This is a genomic window from Corallococcus sp. AS-1-6, from assembly GCF_020037015.1.
GTDB lineage: Bacteria > Myxococcota > Myxococcia > Myxococcales > Myxococcaceae > Corallococcus.
Genome location: NZ_JAIQDE010000021.1, coordinates 106,124 through 121,932, shown reverse-complemented (window position 1 = coordinate 121,932; position 15,809 = coordinate 106,124). Strand labels below are relative to the sequence as shown.

The 15,809-nt window shown below is 70.0% G+C and carries 14 protein-coding genes and 2 pseudogenes; 14 read left to right on the top strand and 2 right to left on the bottom strand.

Going from position 1 to position 15,809, the window contains the following annotated elements; all coding sequences use genetic code 11:
* Positions 1-10: 10 nt before the first annotated feature.
* The 10 genes and pseudogenes from K8612_RS26290 to K8612_RS26245 all read left to right on the top strand — a co-directional run bounded on the left by K8612_RS26290 (position 11) and on the right by K8612_RS26245 (position 10,349).
* The gene (locus K8612_RS26290) at positions 11-766 is read left to right on the top strand and encodes an immunity 52 family protein (RefSeq protein ID WP_223764318.1); all 756 of its coding nucleotides are present in this window, start codon (positions 11-13) and stop codon (positions 764-766) included.
* Between the two features lie 270 nt (positions 767-1,036).
* A complete protein-coding gene (locus tag K8612_RS26285; protein WP_223764317.1) occupies positions 1,037-1,957 on the top strand; it encodes a DUF2381 family protein in 921 nt (306 codons plus the stop codon).
* A 9-nt stretch (positions 1,958-1,966) separates the two neighbouring features.
* Positions 1,967-3,790 carry a serine/threonine-protein kinase gene (locus tag K8612_RS26280; RefSeq protein ID WP_223764316.1) on the top strand — a complete coding sequence of 608 codons (1,824 nt, stop codon included), beginning with the start codon at positions 1,967-1,969 and terminating at the stop codon, positions 3,788-3,790.
* A gap of 173 nt (positions 3,791-3,963) precedes the next feature.
* Positions 3,964-5,220 carry a protein kinase gene (locus K8612_RS26275; protein ID WP_223764315.1) on the top strand — a complete coding sequence of 419 codons (1,257 nt, stop codon included), beginning with the start codon at positions 3,964-3,966 and terminating at the stop codon, positions 5,218-5,220.
* Positions 5,221-5,334: 114 nt separating this feature from the next.
* Complete coding sequence (locus K8612_RS26270) at positions 5,335-6,675, top strand: hypothetical protein (protein WP_223764314.1); 1,341 nt, start codon at positions 5,335-5,337, stop codon at positions 6,673-6,675.
* 151 nt (positions 6,676-6,826) lie between these two features.
* The gene (locus K8612_RS26265; protein ID WP_223764313.1) at positions 6,827-8,278 is read left to right on the top strand and encodes a Tox-REase-5 domain-containing protein; all 1,452 of its coding nucleotides are present in this window, start codon (positions 6,827-6,829) and stop codon (positions 8,276-8,278) included.
* Between the two features lie 13 nt (positions 8,279-8,291).
* Positions 8,292-9,017, top strand: coding sequence for an immunity 52 family protein (locus K8612_RS26260; protein ID WP_373692139.1), 726 nt, complete (start codon positions 8,292-8,294; stop codon positions 9,015-9,017).
* A gap of 131 nt (positions 9,018-9,148) precedes the next feature.
* Positions 9,149-9,376, top strand: a pseudogene (locus K8612_RS26255) (DUF2380 domain-containing protein); the annotation flags it as partial.
* Positions 9,353-9,744: pseudogene (locus K8612_RS26250) on the top strand (NUDIX hydrolase). The pseudogenes K8612_RS26255 and K8612_RS26250, both read left to right, overlap by 24 nt.
* Before the next feature lie 209 nt (positions 9,745-9,953).
* On the top strand, positions 9,954-10,349 hold the full coding sequence (locus K8612_RS26245; RefSeq protein ID WP_223764311.1) for a hypothetical protein: 396 nt from the start codon (positions 9,954-9,956) through the stop codon (positions 10,347-10,349).
* 93 nt (positions 10,350-10,442) lie between these two features.
* Here K8612_RS26245 and K8612_RS26240 read toward each other — a convergent pair whose 3' ends face one another.
* Positions 10,443-10,865 (bottom strand): STAS/SEC14 domain-containing protein, encoded by a 423-nt coding sequence (locus K8612_RS26240; RefSeq protein ID WP_223743242.1) that lies wholly within the window; start codon positions 10,863-10,865, stop codon positions 10,443-10,445.
* A 169-nt stretch (positions 10,866-11,034) separates the two neighbouring features.
* On the opposite strand from K8612_RS26240, the gene K8612_RS26235 reads away from it, so the two are divergent.
* Positions 11,035-11,718 (top strand): hypothetical protein, encoded by a 684-nt coding sequence (locus tag K8612_RS26235; RefSeq protein WP_223764310.1) that lies wholly within the window; start codon positions 11,035-11,037, stop codon positions 11,716-11,718.
* A gap of 22 nt (positions 11,719-11,740) precedes the next feature.
* On the opposite strand, the gene K8612_RS26230 is transcribed toward K8612_RS26235, so the two are convergent.
* Positions 11,741-12,163: an STAS/SEC14 domain-containing protein gene (locus K8612_RS26230; protein ID WP_223743244.1), complete on the bottom strand. Its 423-nt coding sequence runs from the start codon at positions 12,161-12,163 to the stop codon at positions 11,741-11,743.
* Positions 12,164-12,530: 367 nt separating this feature from the next.
* On the opposite strand from K8612_RS26230, the gene K8612_RS26225 reads away from it, so the two are divergent.
* The 3 genes from K8612_RS26225 (at position 12,531) to K8612_RS26215 (ending at position 15,777) form a co-directional block, all read left to right on the top strand.
* Entirely contained in the window at positions 12,531-13,481 is a 951-nt protein-coding gene (locus K8612_RS26225; RefSeq protein WP_370639981.1) for an ArsA family ATPase, read from the top strand.
* On the top strand, positions 13,478-14,587 hold the full coding sequence (locus K8612_RS26220; RefSeq protein ID WP_223764309.1) for an ArsA-related P-loop ATPase: 1,110 nt from the start codon (positions 13,478-13,480) through the stop codon (positions 14,585-14,587). The genes K8612_RS26225 and K8612_RS26220 overlap by 4 nt, the downstream gene beginning before the upstream one ends.
* Before the next feature lie 125 nt (positions 14,588-14,712).
* The gene (locus K8612_RS26215) at positions 14,713-15,777 is read left to right on the top strand and encodes a CBS domain-containing protein (protein WP_223764308.1); all 1,065 of its coding nucleotides are present in this window, start codon (positions 14,713-14,715) and stop codon (positions 15,775-15,777) included.
* Positions 15,778-15,809 lie beyond the last annotated feature (32 nt).

The window sequence follows — 15,809 nt, the reverse complement described above, 5'->3', positions numbered from 1 at the left end:
AAAGGTCATCGTGTCCGACACAATGGAAACCTTCGCGGACAGTTACTACGTGGGGGCGTACTGGGGACCTCGGAAGGAGTCACCCAAAGAATGCGCCGAGCGAACGGCAACATTTCTCAACCTGTTGGCGCAGAGCGACCCATTCCTGTCGCGCTGGTACAAGCCCACAAGGTCAAAAAAGGATGCGCACCAGCATCCGATCATGCCTCCCGACCTGGCCACGCTCACGGAGTTGTTCCGAAGCGGAGTCAATCGAGAGAAGGGGGGACCTGTTTTCGAGGATCTCGGCTTCAGCTTCTGGTTCGGCAATGGGGGAACCGGAGCCGACAGCGCGGAGCTACGCATCAAGTGCGGGGACTACTGCGGGGCTACGCCCAATTCATGTGTCCTGAAATTGCCACGTAAGGGCCACAATGCGGACCGCCTCCTGACCGCACCCATGATGGCCGCTCTGCTCCGAATGATGGAGGCCGCATGGGCGCCTGATTGGGCCGTGGCTACTTCAACGAACTTTCGTGACGTTCTGTCAGAGGACGGCTCGACGGGAACCTTCGTGGGATGGGCCACGTACCTGTCGCGGCATCGCGGAACGGTGCCACCGCTCCCTGCCCCTGTTCGCGTCGAGCCTGTTGAGGACAGAGGCGCGCTCGTCATCCTGACCCCTGCGCATTTGACCGCGAGTGATCCCGAGCACATCGCGCTGGCGAGGCGCGTGAGTGAACTGCTGGCCAGGGCTGGGCTGTTGCGCCCCGTCCTCACCTGTTGAACGTCAAGGTGGCTCTGCCCGCGGGCCCAGGGCTGCCATGTGCTCCCATGACACAAGCAGCGCTCCAGCGGTCGCCGCATCAAGCCAACGGAGGGATGGCTGACCATCCGCACTGACAGCACACGTAGACCCCGCGCAGGGGCCGGTGTTCTTTCAGAACATCGACCATGTGTGCGGGGAGACCCGCTCCTTGCCCGTGGACCGTCAGCGGAGTTTCCAGGCCTGTGGCTCCTGCCGGTTTGGTAGTTTCGCGAGCGGAGGCCGCCCCGCTTGCCCTTCCCCTTCTCCGCGTTGAACCTGCCCCTCGTGCTCGGGGGACTGCTTCTCTTCACGGCGGCCCAGGCTCAGTCGGCATCATCGGTCCGCGAGCGCAGGGACAGGCGGGTGGTGCTCCCACGCCCTGGTGAGCCCGTCCTGGAGGTTCCAGTCGCGGCGGGCATCCTGACGACCCTTGTTCTCGATTCGGCGCTGGACCGGGCCTCCCTGGAGTTGGAGGGCCGCACTCGCTTCAAGCTCGTGGACGTGGGCGAGCGCGCCATCAACCTGGAGCCCGTGATGGAGTTGGGCGCGGGTGAGCATCTGATGCTCCGCGTGCGCTTCGCGGATGGGGCCTTCCCAGAGCATGCGGTCTTCGCGCTCGTGTCGCACCCGGCAGTGGTGGACACCCGCGTGGAAGTGTCCCGTCGGCCACTGGCTCCCGATGCACTTCAAGCGGAGCTGTCCGAGGTGCGCGCCCAGCTTGCGGCGAAGGACGCCGAACTTGCCGCGCTCCGCGCACGCGGCGATGCGGGTAGCCCTGCGGCTCTCGCGCTGGCGGGGCTTCTTGACGAGGATGGGGTATCGACTAGCAGGGTTGACCTTCAGTCCAAGACGGAGATGCAGTCGTCACTGCGTATCCTGGACGGCGTCAGCTTTCGGGCCAACGCATGGGCAGTGGTGTCCATGAAGGTGAAGAACTACGGCAAGACGCCCTGGACGCCTACGGAAGCGCGCCTCATCCGTTCAGCGGGCGGTGTGCCGGTGCAGGTGCTCGGCGTTCACATGAAGCAGCCGCGGATTGGGCCCGGAGAGGTTGGCACCGTCGTGCTGGAGACGGAGAAGCCTGCCTGGGTGCGGGGTACGTTGCTCCGCTTGGAATTGGTGGATGCCACGGGCACACGTCCTCTTCTCGTTCCGTCTGTTGCGCTGTAGAGGTCGGCCATGTTGACGGTCATCCACCACCCCGCGCAGCTCCCGCCCGGGTACATGATTCACGGCTGGCGCGTGGTGAAACTGCTGGGCGCTGGCACCTACGGTGCCGTCTACCGCGTGGAGATGAACGGCCGCCCCTTCGCGATGAAGATCGCGATGCACCGGCCCGGGAGCGGCGACGCGGAGCAGGCGGACGCACGGCTGAAGCGTGAGCTGGGCTGCCTCGTTCACCTGACGCACCCGAACATTGTCGGCGTGCACGGCCACGGTCGCTTCCCGGACTTCGAAACGGGGTGGCTCTACGTCCTGCTTTCCTTCGTAGAGGGCTACACCTTGGCGGAGTGGGTGGAGCGGATGCACCCCACGGCTCAGGAGGTGGTCCGCGTATTCGAGAAGCTCGCAGGCGCCATGGAGTACATGCATGGGCGCGGCGTCTTCCACCGCGACTTGAAGCTCGCCAACATCATGGTACGCGCCAAGGACGGCGAGCCCTCCATCCTCGACTTCAGCGCTGGCGATTACACGCACGCCGAGGACTTGACGGATGCGCCCCTGCCGCCCGGCACCCGCCGCTATCGCTCGCCCGAGGCTGCGCGCTTCTTCAAGGAGCATGGAGACGAGAAGGGGGCGCGCTACGAGTTCAAGGTGACGGATGACGTCTACGCGCTGGGCGTCTGCCTCTATGACGTGCTGACAACGGCGGAGCCCGCGAGCGGTTCCCCGAAGGCGGCCGTGGAGGGACGCTGGGTGCCCAGGTCCGCCCGGGAATTGAACGCGCGGGTGCCGGCGGGACTCAGTGACGTGGCGATGCGCTTCATCGCGCGCGAGCCCGAGCAGCGCCCACCCACGGCGGAGGTGATGCGGCGCGAACTGGCGGCACTGCTGGGGGAGGCGGGGCCGGAGTGGACCGTGCCCGTTCATGCCCCTTCGCTGAGGCCACCGGCTGCTCCCGCCTCCAACACGGATGAGGAAACGCCCCCCGCCCGCCGCGTGAGGAGGGCTCGGGTAGTGGATGCCGGAGTGGCGCTCCTCGTCGTGGCGGCCGTGGCGGGGGCCTTCCTGTGGCTGCGTCCCGCATCGCCTCCAGTCTCCAGTCAGGGTGTGGCGCACCCGACCGCGCCCACTTCGCCTGGGGACGCGGGAGTCGCCTCCCTCGTTCCAGCGCCCCTGTCCCTCCAGGATGCGGGCCCCTCGCCTGACACGGGCGACATGCTGGCTGCGTCGTCCCCTGGGGTAGCTTTACCCCCTCTTGCTCCTGTCCGGAAGGAAAGCTCCGCCGTGAAGCGTGCTCCCATCGTCGCAAGCCCGTCCAAAAAGGAATTCACCTCCAGCACCAGGGCGGAGTTCCTCGCGAAGTGTGCTGCGGCAAGCGCTGTCGTCGCCTTGCAGCTAGGCTGCCCCAGCAGCTCCCAGGTGCGTCCTGAATCAGGGGCGTGCCCCGAGGAAGCGCGCACCGCCATGTTTCGAGGAAAAGACGAAGGATGGCTCGGTATGGTGCCGAACCAATCTTCCGTGCAGGTCACCGTCGACAGGAGCCAGCCGGGCGATCCTGGTGATGAAGGGGTGTTCAGGGATGGCCCCGTGACAGGGGTTGTCTTCACGGCGAGCTATGCAATCCCCGAGGGAACGGTGTTCTCCGGCCGGTTGTGGACGGGAGATGGGACGTTCCTGTTGGCCCGCTACACCGAAGCGCACCTCCCGGACGGACGCACGCTGCCGGTGTGCTTTGCCGTTGGGTTGAAGGGCCCACATAAGGCTTGGGAGGGCTCCGAGCCGGGGGCAGTTCGCCAATCGCGTGTCCAGGTGGCGTATGCCGTGGACCGCTGGCCCTGAGACCGGAACGTAAAGGCTCGTTGCGTTTCCGTCGCTGCGGGGCCCATTCCGGGGATAGCAGGAAAATTTGAAATAGATGACCCGTGGCGTCGTTCACGTGTGGAGGCAGCCGGGGGTAGTTTCCCGTCTGCCTTTGCGCGGCTCCCTCGCGCGGGCATTCAGGAGCCCCCTTCATGTCCCGTGGTGCTGACTCCCGGCTCGCCGGGGGCACGGTCCTCTTTTCCCACGCGGGAATCGCTTACGAGTTCTTCCAAGAACTGGGCATCGGCCGCAATGGCGAGCGCGTCCTCTTCGCCCGGCCCCGGACGCCCTCCGGCTACAAGGGGAAGGTCCTCGTGAAGTGCGTGCCCCTGCCGGAAGGGGCCGTGCCAGAGAAGTTCCAGCGTGCGCGTGCGCGGCTGGAAGAGGAGGTGCGGCTGGCGCAATTCCTCCAGCACCCCAACATCGCCCGCGTCCATGGCCTCTTCGAGATGAAGTTCGGGGAGGCGCGGGGCCTGGGCGCCGTCATGGAGTGCGTGGAAGGCTTCAGTCTGAACACCCTCCTCACCATCGCCCAACTGCGTGGGCGCTACTTCTCCGAGGCCTTCGTCCTCTACGTGGGCGCGGAGGTGGCGGCGGCCCTCGCGCATGCGCACACCCGCACGGACGACGCGGGCAACTCGCTGGGCATCGTCAACCGTGACATCAACCCCGGCTGCATCCGCCTGCGGCCTGGCGGGGGCGTGGTGCTGACGGACTTCGGCGTCGCTTGCTCCAGGCTGCAAGGGCGCCTGGCCACGACGCTGCCGCGTCCTCCAGGGGAAGTCATCTACGCTTCTCCCGAGGCGCTGGTGGGGGCGGTGACGGATGCGAGAAGCGACCTCTTCTCCCTGGGACTGGTGCTGTTGGAATTCGCCACGGGGCGACACCTCTACTACCCGGGGAACCTCAAGGTGGAGGACGAGTCTCCGCGGCTCTCGCGGGAGCAGAGCCAACGCGTGCTCGCTGCACTGGCCACGACGATGGACATGCACCTGCCGCCCGTCGTGGAGGACGCCGTCCAGCGCGCCATGGTGTTCAGCGGGAAGGACGTGAAGGAGGCCGCGTTCGGACTGTCCACCTCGCTGCGCTCCGTCTTCCTCCGGCTGCTGTGCCGGGAGCCGGCGTCTCGCTACCCGACAGCGGCGGCGCTGGAGCTGGAGCTGCGCGGGCAGCTCGCGCGGTTGGGGCCGTACAGCGCCGCGGATGCGGTGAAGGAAGTAGAGACCGCCCTCTTCGAAGGCGGCGAGGCCCTGGAGGAGCTGAATGTGCTGGAGGACGAGGGGGGCATCGTCCCGGCCTTTCCGCCGCGGAGTCAGGACGCCATCCCCACGGAGCCACACCCGCCGCGCAGCGCGGACGAGACGACGACGGAGCCGGGACCGGGCGCCCTGCGACTGACACGGCCTTAGCAGTCAGCCGACCTTCCCCCCTTGGGCAGGGGTGCGCGGCTGGTGGGTGCCGGGCTGAATGTCAGACGTATGTCCTTTGGTCACCTTGGGAGGTGTCACTCCCAGGGGGCGTGGATGCGAATGACGCGAAGTGGGGCTGTCTGGCTGTGGCTGCTGTTGCCGGTCGCCGCATGGGCCGGGGCCGTTCCGCGGGTGCCGCCCGTGGAGGAGGAACGGCGCACATGGGACGAGGCCTGGCGCAACCTGCTGCGCGTGGAGGCGACAACGCTGGCCTTTCTGCCGCGCGTGGGCGTCGGCTCGAGCGAGGGCTTCCTCCAGGTGGAGCCGACACTCATTCTCGACGGAGGCGCGGAGTTCGGCCTCAACCTGGGCGCGCCCGTGCGGTTGCGGCTCTGGGGTGGCGGAGGGGACGCGGGCTTCGTGCGACGCGAGGACTGGGACAGCCTCTCTGATTGGGGCCAGCTCGTGCGCGGCCTCAAGCTGGGCTCGGACGCGGCGCCCGTCGGCGTGTGGCTCGGGGCCCTGGAGGACTACAGCCTGCTGTCGGCGCATCTGGTGCGCCGCTACTCCAACCGGACGAACCCGGACTACCACCCGGCCGGGGGATTCCTCACCGCAACCGTGGGGCCGCTCTACACGGAGGCCTTCGCCTCGGACGTGTTGGGCGCGCGGTTGATGGGGGCGGAGGTCGCGCTGGACGTGGGGCGCGTTCTCCTTGGCGCCGCGCAGCCACCGGGGCGTTATTCGCTCGCTGTTTCCGCCGTGCACGACTGGGGACGGGCCGGAGGCCACGCGCCGTCCGTGACGCTGGCGCACCTGGACGCAACGGCGGTGGTGCTGAGGCGTCCGGGGCTGGAAGCGCACCTGCTGGCGGGCTGGGGAGGACGGCCGGGCGTTGGAGGTACCTGGGGCGCGGTGCTGGGCATGGGGGCGGACGCGGTGGCCCCCGCGTGGGATGTGTCGTTGCGCCTGGAGGCGCGCAGGCAGCACGGCGGCTTCCGGCAGGGCTTCTTCGGCCCGGACTACGAGCTGGCGCGATTCCAGGCAGTGGGCCCGGAGGGCGTGCCGCTGGCGTCCGTTCCCCTTCCGGACGGGTCCTCGCTCCAGGCCGAGGCTCGCGTGGGATGGGATGCCGTAGGCTATCGCGGCCTGCAACGGCACCTGATGGTGTCGCTGAGCGCGGAGGCCTTCTCCTGGGGCCGCCTGGACGCGGACGGGCGCGTGGCGGTGCAGCTCCTGGAGCGCAGCCTGGAAGTGGCGGTGAAGGGGCTGGGCGTGGGCTTGGGTCAACCTGGGGCGCGCTACCTGGGCGCGGCGGAAGCGCGCTGGCGAGTCATGGAGGGGAAGCTCTACGCGGTGGCCACGGGTGGCACGCTGCTGTTCCCAGTAGGTGACGGGACGCTGCGGCCGGGGGCTTTCGCGTCGGTGGGCCTGGGGGTGGACAATGCGCGCTGAAGTCCTGCTCGGGTGCGTGGCCCTCTTCTTCACCGGATGCGCTTCAGTGCCGCACGCGCCTGGAAGGACGCTGAGCTACGCGTCCCCCACGGCCACGGATTCCCCTGGGGGATGGGTATCGAACGACGAGGCGCCGCGTGCATCCGCTCCGATGCCGAGCGTCACTTCCCATGAGGAAGCGCCGCCGCTGTACCGCCGCAAGGCCGTGCGCGAAGTGGTGACGAGGGCAAGCCCCGTTCGCATGGTGGCCACGGCGGACGTCACCCACCCTGACGATTCGCAGTCGGACATCTGGGAGCGGTTGCTGACGAACGCGGGCCTGGAAGCGCGGGACGAGCGCCCTCTGGGAGGGGGGCTGACGCCCGCACAAGCCGCGCGTCTGCTGGAGGTGCTGCTGGGAAAGCCCGTCACGTTGAGCACCTTCCCACCCCGCATGGCCGCGGGCTTCCTCCTGCGCGAGGTGATGGCAGGAGGCGACGTCACGCGGCAGGAGCTGCTGCGGCGGGTGGAGCGCTTCTCCCGGGAGCAGGTAGCGGTGCTGCGCCCGGACGGCTACCTGGCGTGGGCCCTCACCGGGCGCACGCAGCAGAAGGTGGCGACGGTTGAGTGGAAGGACGGCGCCTTCCGTGCGCATGGCTTCGAGTTGGGCCGCTTCTACAGCGGCAAGGGCGGTGTCTTCCGCGCAGTGGACACGCGGCTCCAGGCCTCGGATTGGCGGCCCCTGGCGGAGGTGTACGACGACGCGGACGTCCTCAGCCGCACCCTTGATGGAGCGGAAGACGCGCTCGTGGAGCTGTACCACGCGCTGGGACAACTGCTCACGCGTCCCGTGGACAGCCTCACGGGGCTGAGCCACCTCCCAACGGGTGTGGCGGCGCTCATCGCGTCCTCGCCCGTGTACTGGGAGCGCTTCCAGTCCATGACCCGTGGCGAGCAGATCCGCGAGGTGTCGCGGCTCACGACGGGCCTGCTCCTCACGGGGGGCGCGGCGTCTGCCACGACACGGACGCTGAAGGGGATGGCGCTGGGCGCGGAAGTCTCGGTGCCGGTGCTCTCGCTATCTGCGGAGGGCGCGCTGGCCCTGGAGCGCGTCGCGGTGCCGGCAGGGCGCGCGGCGGCGGTGTTGAACGGAGGCCCAGGGGCAGCCATCATCCTTCAGCGGGCCAATATGGCCTCGAAGGGAGGAGCGCCCGCCAAGGGACCTGGACAATGGGGGCCCGCGAACGAGTCGATGTCCCCGCGTGCCCGGCGCTACCAGGAGCAGATCACCGGGCACACGGCGGATGAGGCGTATTGGGTCGGAGGCACGAGCACGAAGGCCGGCGGCGTGAGGTTCGACGGCTTCAAGGAGGGCGTACTCCTGGAGGCCAAGGGGCCGGGTTATGCGAACAAGTTCATGGACAACTTGGATCCGAAATTCTGGTTCAAGAGTTCAGGCGCGAAGAGCCTCCTCGATCAGGCCGAGCGACAACTCAGGGCAGCAGGGGGCACGCCGATTCGGTGGCATGTCGCGGAAGAGAAGACAGCCAACGCCATCCGGAAGCTGCTGGACGCCAACGAGGTTGAGGGGATTGAAATTGTCTTCACCCTGCCTCTTCCATGAGGAGCAGTGGACCGTGAGCGAGAGTTACTACGCAGGAGCCTACTGGGGACCCAGGCGAGAGTCGCCCGAGGAATGTGCTCGGCGAATGGGCGCCCTGCTTGCGGGACTCCCCAGTGTGGATCCATCCCTGGCGAGTTGGTACCAGCAGGGAAAGTCTCGCAGGGATGCCTTGAAGAAACCGCTTCGTCCCGACCCTGCCGAATTGGAGTTGTTTGTCCGGCAGGGCAAGGATCGGATCTTTGAAGATCTTGGTTTCAGCGTTGGTGGCTGGAGTGGAGCAAGTGATGACTACGAAGTCAGCGGATTCCTCGTCCGATGCGGGGCGTACTCTGAAGGTGGAGGGAACCGCTGTGTCTTCACGTTGCCAAGCAAAGGCCCAAGCCAGGACAGGCTCGTGACGGCATCTGCGCTGACTGCACTCCTGGGCAAGACGGCTGCGGCTTGGGAACCCGATTGGGGCGTGGCGATTTCGGAGCAACACCGGGACTTGGCAAAGCCCCGCCGTGCCAAAGGGGCTCCGCACGTCGGCTGGGTCACCTATCTGTCAGCCCGTCGAGGCACGGTGCCTCCGCTCCCTGCCCCAGTGCGCATCGAACCCGTGGAGGACAAGGGCATGCTCATCGTCCTGACCCCCGAGCGCTTCACGGTCAGCAACACGGAACACGTAGCGCTGGCCGAGCGAGTGCGCGAGTTGTTGGACCGAGCGGGGTTGTTGAATCCTCTCCAGCCCCAAGAGTAGGCGCATGGGAGCCGAGCAGCGGACGACTCGGCCCCCCCATTGCACGGCTTCACGCCCTGCCAGAGGACCGCGCCCCATTGCCCCCATATCGCCCCTCCCCGGGGGAATCCGGTGGTCGGGGACGGAACAGCGCGGGGGCGGGTATGTCGGACGCCCCAAAACATCACGTGCTTTCGCAAGAGCACCGCGAATGGTTCGAGCAACGCGGCTTCAGGGGTGACATGGACATCGACCCATTCTGCGTCCGGTTGGAGCAGGCCCACCATGAGGCGATTCACGGCGGGGGGAACTGGAAGCTGGGGCGCACCTGGCCCGGTGAGTGGAATCGGCAGATCATGGAGGTACTGCGCGACCATGAGCGCGTCCGCGAACTCGGCTTCGACTCACTCACTGACCTTGCCGAGGCCCACCCTACTGCTTCGCTGGTGGCGCTGGCCGAGGAGACTGGTCGAGAGGACCTTGCCGGTGTGCAGGTCTTCAGAGGACTGGTGGCCGAGGCGGAGCGCAGCCATCGGGTCACACGCCTCGTTCGCGGGCAGTTCGTGCGAGAACTGTGCGCATATCTCCCAAACGGCTGGCCGACCGTGCTGGATACACCCCAGAAACCCATTAGGGGAGGGTTCGACTGGCCAGGGAGGCACTTCGTGCCAATCCCCCCGCTGGATGGCGCCCGCTCGGTCCTGATGACGAGGTTCTCCGGACGCTCCTCCCCGACGACGAAGCCTGACCGGGACTGGTAGCTCCCAACTCAGGGTTGGATTCACCCTGTGGGCTTGATCCGGCGGGCCAGGCTCGCTCCTCGTGTCGCCCTGACGCCGCGCACGGGAGGGCCTCGACGCTCGGCTGCCTGCCCTCCAGGCCCGGGCGGGTGCTTCCGGAGCAGGTTGCCGGACGCAGGGGGCGATGAAGAACCTCCTCCGACGGAGGGCATCCTTCATGGCCAGCACCGACACGCATCCCGTACCCCCGCAGCCCGCCGAGGACTTCTACGGGCGTCCGACCCACCCGCGCCAAGGCCAGGGCTCCGCGCCGCACGAGGACCCGACGCCCCAGCGCTCCCGCGAGGACGAGGAGGAGGAAGACGAGCGCAAGCCCCGCCGCGAGCTGACCGAGGCCGACGAGAAGGGCGTCCGCCCGCGCACCGAGGAGGACGACAGCGACACGCGCCACGCCAGCGGCGTGCATCCGTATGACCCGCGCGAGCGCGCCCCGGGGGCATCGCTCGACGAGATGCCGGACGGCGACGGCCCTCGCAGCGACGCGGGCACCAACCCGGTGTCCGACGTGTACCGCTACGGCCACCCGGACCGCATGCCGGACCGCGAGCGCTGAGCCGGCCGCCGCGCACGGCGCCTGGAAACAGCGAGGGCCAGGACCCGGGCATCCGTCCCGGCCTGGCCCTTCGTCACGTCCGACAGTGAGGCGTCAGCCCACGCGGCGCGGGGCGTGATCCAACCGGTGGGCGTCCACCCACGCCTCCGCCTGCGCCATCGTGTCCACGAAGACCGTGTCGAAGCTGGACGCGTGGCCGGTGAGCAGCATGGCCACGGACATCGCCTTGCCCACCACGCGCTGTGACAGGTCGGACCCCACGTACACCACCGAGCGCATCCACTCCGCGCGCACGTTGTTGGCCAGGTACTTGCGCGACTCGGCGGGCAGCTCCGACCCCGGCACCTCCGCCACCAGGTAGAACGGCCCCTGCGCCGCCATCTCCTCGTAGACGCGCAGCGCCCACTTCGCGTCCTGCAGCCCCACCACGCCCGTGTACTTCGTGTGCAACACGTCCGGCGCCGTCATGCGGATGCGGTGCGCGCCACACGTCCACTCGCGAATCTGTTGCTCCATGCGGTCCTCCCCCCGGCTACTGGAGGAAACCCTACGCCGGACCCCACCACCCCGGGGAAGTGCCCGGACGCGCTCCTGCCCTTTCGTACAAGGCATCCCTGTCCATTGGATGTCAGACCCCCTCTGTACTGTGTACCCATTCCGACAGCATTCCTGAGGGGGAAACACCATGACGGAAACCCGTGAACTGCCGCGCGTCTCGGTGAACAAGCTGGGCGAGTACCTGGTCGCCACGCCGGCCCGCCGCAAGCGCATCATCCACGACCAGAAGCACCCGCCGGAGGCCCAGTACCTGCGCTATCCGGAGGCGTCCCAGGCCATCACGGAGTTCCTCTGCCGGGGCCTGGACCTGAGCGTGCTGCGGGAGTCCCAGCGCCGGTTCGCCTGCGCGGTGCCGCAGACGGAGTTCGAGGCGCAGCGCATGCAACTGTGCTCGGAGGCGCTGGAGCGCTTCGCGGACCTGGTGCCGTGGTTGGATCTGGACGACGCCATCATCAGCGCGGTGGGCGCGGAGCCGCCCGTGCTGGAGATGGCCGGCGTCACCATCAGCGTGCGCCCGGAGGTGGTGGTGCAGCGGCTGGACAAGCAGGGCAACCCGCGCGTGGGGTTGATGAAGCTCTACTTCTCCAAGACGCACCCGCTGGACGAGCGCAGCGGCCAGTACATTGGCACGCTGTTGCAGCGCTTCGCGGAGCAGCACCTGTGCCGGCTGGGCCCGGCGGACCACCGGCTGATGACGGTGGTGGACGTGTTCGCGGGCTCGCTGTTCGTCGCGCCGCGCGCGCACATCCGCCGGCTGGGGGACGTGGTGCTCGCGTGCGAGGAGATCGCCGAGCGCTGGGCCGTCCACTGAGGCGAGCGCCCCAGGCGCGGCTTCAGCGCGGCGCCGCTTCGTGACGGCGCCGGTGGGACTCCAGCCACGCGCGGGCCTGGGCCTCCGAGTCCACGAACTCCGCCTCCAGCTTCGTGTCGCGGATGAAGTTGAGCGCCACCACGAGCGCGCGCAGCACCTCCCGGTGGGTGCGCTTGGCGCCGAAGAAGACGGCCGCGCGGAACCACGTGGTGCTCACATGTTCGGCCAGGTACTTGCGCGGCGCGACCGACAGCCCCTCGGAGCTGCTCAGGTCCACGACGAGGTACAGGGGCTTCTCCGGGCTCGCCCCCAGCTCGTGGAACACGTCCACCAGCGCCCGCACATCCGTCTCTGAGAACGCTCCCCGGACCTTGATCCAGAGGATGTCGGAGGACTCCAGCGAGACACGCTGTGTCCCGAAGACCCACTCCCGCATCACCACCATGCCCTCTCCCACGCAGAGGGCCGCAGGGTACCCAAAACCCGGGGGCCGTCACCAGTCCGTGACCCCTTCTTTCCCCCGGCGTCCGCCCGTCCAACCCCCCGGGTCACGCGTGCGCGCACGCCACGTGTCCCTCCGGGCCGGGTCATTCCTCGCACGTCGCGTCATGGCGTTTGTGCGTGGCCGTTGTGTCACGGCCGGGTCAGCGCGGCGAAGGGGTGCGGGGGGTCGTGGACGGAAAGCCGCTATGCTCGTGGAGCGGGCGGCCAGACGGACGGTCGCCCCTGGGCGCATCGCCGGCCGGTTGTCGGGACGCGCTTCCTTGCTCACCGTGAAGGGTCGCGCCGCTGGCGCGGAGGATGGGGGCGTGGTGCTGGAGTCCTTGTGGAACAGACGCGCCGTGCTCGTGTCGGGCAAGGGCGGCGTGGGCAAGACGACGCTCTCCGCCGCGCTGGCGGTGGCGGCGGCGCGCGCGGGCCGGCCGGTGCTGCTGGCGGAGCTGTCCCCGGACGAGGGCGGCCCGTCCGCGCTCTCGGGGCTGGTGGGCGTGAAGGAGGCCGGGCCGCGCGTGGTGCCCGCGGGGCCGAACCTGTCCTTCGTGCGCCTGTCCGCGCAGGAGGGGCACCGGCTGTTCCTGGAGGAGACGCTGCCCGTGAAGTGGCTGGCGGAGGCGGCGCTGCGCTCGCGGGCGCTGCGGCGCTTCCTGGAGGCGGGCCCGGCGCTCAAGGAGATGGGGCTGATGTTCCAGCTCCTGGCGCTCCTGCGCCTCTCGCACCCGGACGGCCGCCGGGTGCACCCGCTCACGGTGGTGGACCTGCCCGCCACGGGCCACGCGCTGGCGCTGGCCACGCTGCCCCGGAGCATCCTGTCGCTGATGCCGGGCGGGCCGGTGGGGCGCGCGGTGCGCGAGGGGCTGGACCTGCTCCAGGACCCCGCCCGCACGGGCGTGGTGCTCACCACGCTGCCGGAGCCCCTGCCGGTGAGCGAGACGCTGGCGCTGGTGGGCGAGCTCCGGGACGTGGGCCTGCCCCTGTCCGCCGCGGTGCTCAACCGCATGCCGGAGGACCCCTTCACGCCGGAGTCGCGCGCGGCGCTGGAGCGGCTGCTGGAGACGCACGGGCCGCACCAGGGGCAGCGGGCCCTGGAGCGGCTGGAGCGCGCGCGGCAGGCCCGCCAGCGCCTGGCGGCGGGCGTGGGCGTGCCCCACTGGGGCCTGCCGGAGCTGGCGCTGACGGGCATGGCGCTGGTGGAGCGGCTGGCGGAGCTGCTGGAGTCCACACTCGAAGGGGCCGCGCCACGCGGCCGGGAGGCCACGCCATGAACCTGGACGGCATGCTGCGCGACAAGCGGATCCTCGTGCTGTGCGGCGCGGGCGGCGTGGGCAAGACGACGACGGCGGCGGCGCTGGGCGTGGCCGCGGCGCGCGCGGGGCGCAAGGTGCTGGTGCTCACCATCGACCCGGCGCGGCGGCTGGCGGAGGCCATGGGGCTGAAGGAGAACGGCGCGGAGCCCACCTCCGTGCCTCCGGAGCGCCTGTACGCGGACGGGAAGCGCGGCGAGGGGCGGCTGGACGTGTGGATGCTGGAGCCGCGCGTCGTCTTCGAGCGCATGGTGCGCCGGATGTCCGCCACGGAGAGCGCCGCGCGCGCCATCCTGGAGCACCGCCTGTACCGCTTCCTGTCGGAGCTGGTCGCGGGCGTGCAGGAGTACGCCGCCGCGGAGGCGCTGGACGGCTTCATCGCGGAGGGCCACTACGACCTCATCATCCTGGACACCCCGCCCAGCCGCCACGCGCTGGACTTCCTGGACGCGCCGGGCCGCCTGTCGCGCTTCCTGGATGAGCGGGTCATCTCCCTCTTCGGGCAGGAGCAGGGCCGCGCGGGCAGGCTGTGGCAGGGCGCGCAGGCGCTGGTGGGCAAGGTGCTGGACGGCATCTTCGGCGGCGGCTTCGCGCAGGAGATGCGCAGCTTCGTCGCCGCCTTCGGGGGCCTGTTCGCCGGCATCCGCCTGCACGCGGACCGGCTGCGCGAGCACCTGTCGTCGAAGGACGCGGCGTTCCTGCTCGTCACGTCGCCGGAGGCCGCCGCGCTGCGCGAGGCCACCTTCTTCCAGGAGGCGCTCCAGGCCAAGGGGCTGCCCTTCGCGGGCTACGTGCTCAACCGGAGCTGGGCGCGGGACGAAGGCCTGGCCCCGGCCGCCGCGCTGAAGCCGCACGCGAGCAACGCCGCGGACACGGACGCCGTCAGCGCGCTGGAGCACCTGGCGGGCATGGAGGACGCGCGCGCGAAGGCCCACCGCTCGCTGCTGGCGAGGCTGGCGGAGGGGCTGCCCCGGGGCGCGCTGGCCATCGCCGCGCCGGACGCGGGCGCGGACCTGGAGGACTTCCGGGGGCTGGTGCACCTGGGGGACGCGCTCACCATCGCCTGACGCCCCGCCCGGGCGGGCCTGCGCGCCAGGGCGGACGGGCGAGCGGCGCCGCACCTGGCCGGCTGGAGCTTTGCGCGTCCGGGCCCGCTTCCCATGTTCGCAAGTCGAGGAGGCTTGCGACGCACATGGGCACCAAGGACTACAGCAACGGAAACGGCAGGCATGACCTGGGGCGCGCGGACATCTCCACGCCTCCCACCGAAGCGATGGCCACGCACCGCTCGCCGGACGTGGCGCCGCCGGGCTCGCGCGAGCGCTCCGAGTCCGACGTGAGCGGTTGGAGCCCCGGGCGCGACGAGCTCCCCGCCGACCGTCAGGGGCGCTTCCACCGCGCCGCCGCGTGGCGCCTGGGCCGCGTGCGCACGGACGTGGACGACACCGGCACCTGGCGCAGGGACCGCGAGGGCGAGCGCGACGGCGGCACCACCGGCCCCTACGGCCGCGACGACCGGGACCCGCGCTACGCCAACGGCGCCGGCCCCCTGCGCACCCAGGGCGAGGACACCGTCCAGGAGATGCAGCCCCAGCGCGCGGACTACCGAGAATGGGACCGCAGCGGCTACGGCGGCGAGGAGCCCCTGCTGCGAGACCGCTCGCGCCGCGCCGCCTCGCGCGAGGATGCGCGGCCGCGCGACCGGCTGGCCCCGCGGCGGGAGGAGACCTTCCCCCTGGACCCGAGGCTCCGCGAGTCCCGCGCCACCTCCACCGCGGCCGGGGCCTCGCGCCGCCGCTGGAGGCGCGAGCCGCTCACCGCGCGCGACATCATGACCCGCCAGGTGCGCACCGCCCGCCGGGACAGCTCCCTGCGCGAGGTGGCGCAGTTGATGCGGGACGAGGACTGCGGCGTGGTGCCCATCGTGGACGCGCAGGGGCGGCTCCTGGGGCTGGTCACGGACCGCGACCTGGCGCTGCGCGCCTTCACCGGCCAGCGCGCAGTGGACGGCCTGCGCGCCGCGGACGTGATGACGGAGGAGCTGGAGGCGGTGCTGCCGGAGGAGGACCTGCACGGCGTCATCGAGCTGATGGGCCGCCACCAGGTGCGCCGCATCCCCGTGGTGGAGCCCGACGACCGGCTCGTGGGCATCATCGCGCTGGGGGACATCGCGAGCCGCGCGGATCAGGACGAGGAGCTCCAGGAGGCGCTGGAGCGCATCTCGTCCCGGCGCTCGTTCTGGAGCCGGCTGCGCTGAGCGGGCCGGCCCGTGAGGACGGGAGGCATGGT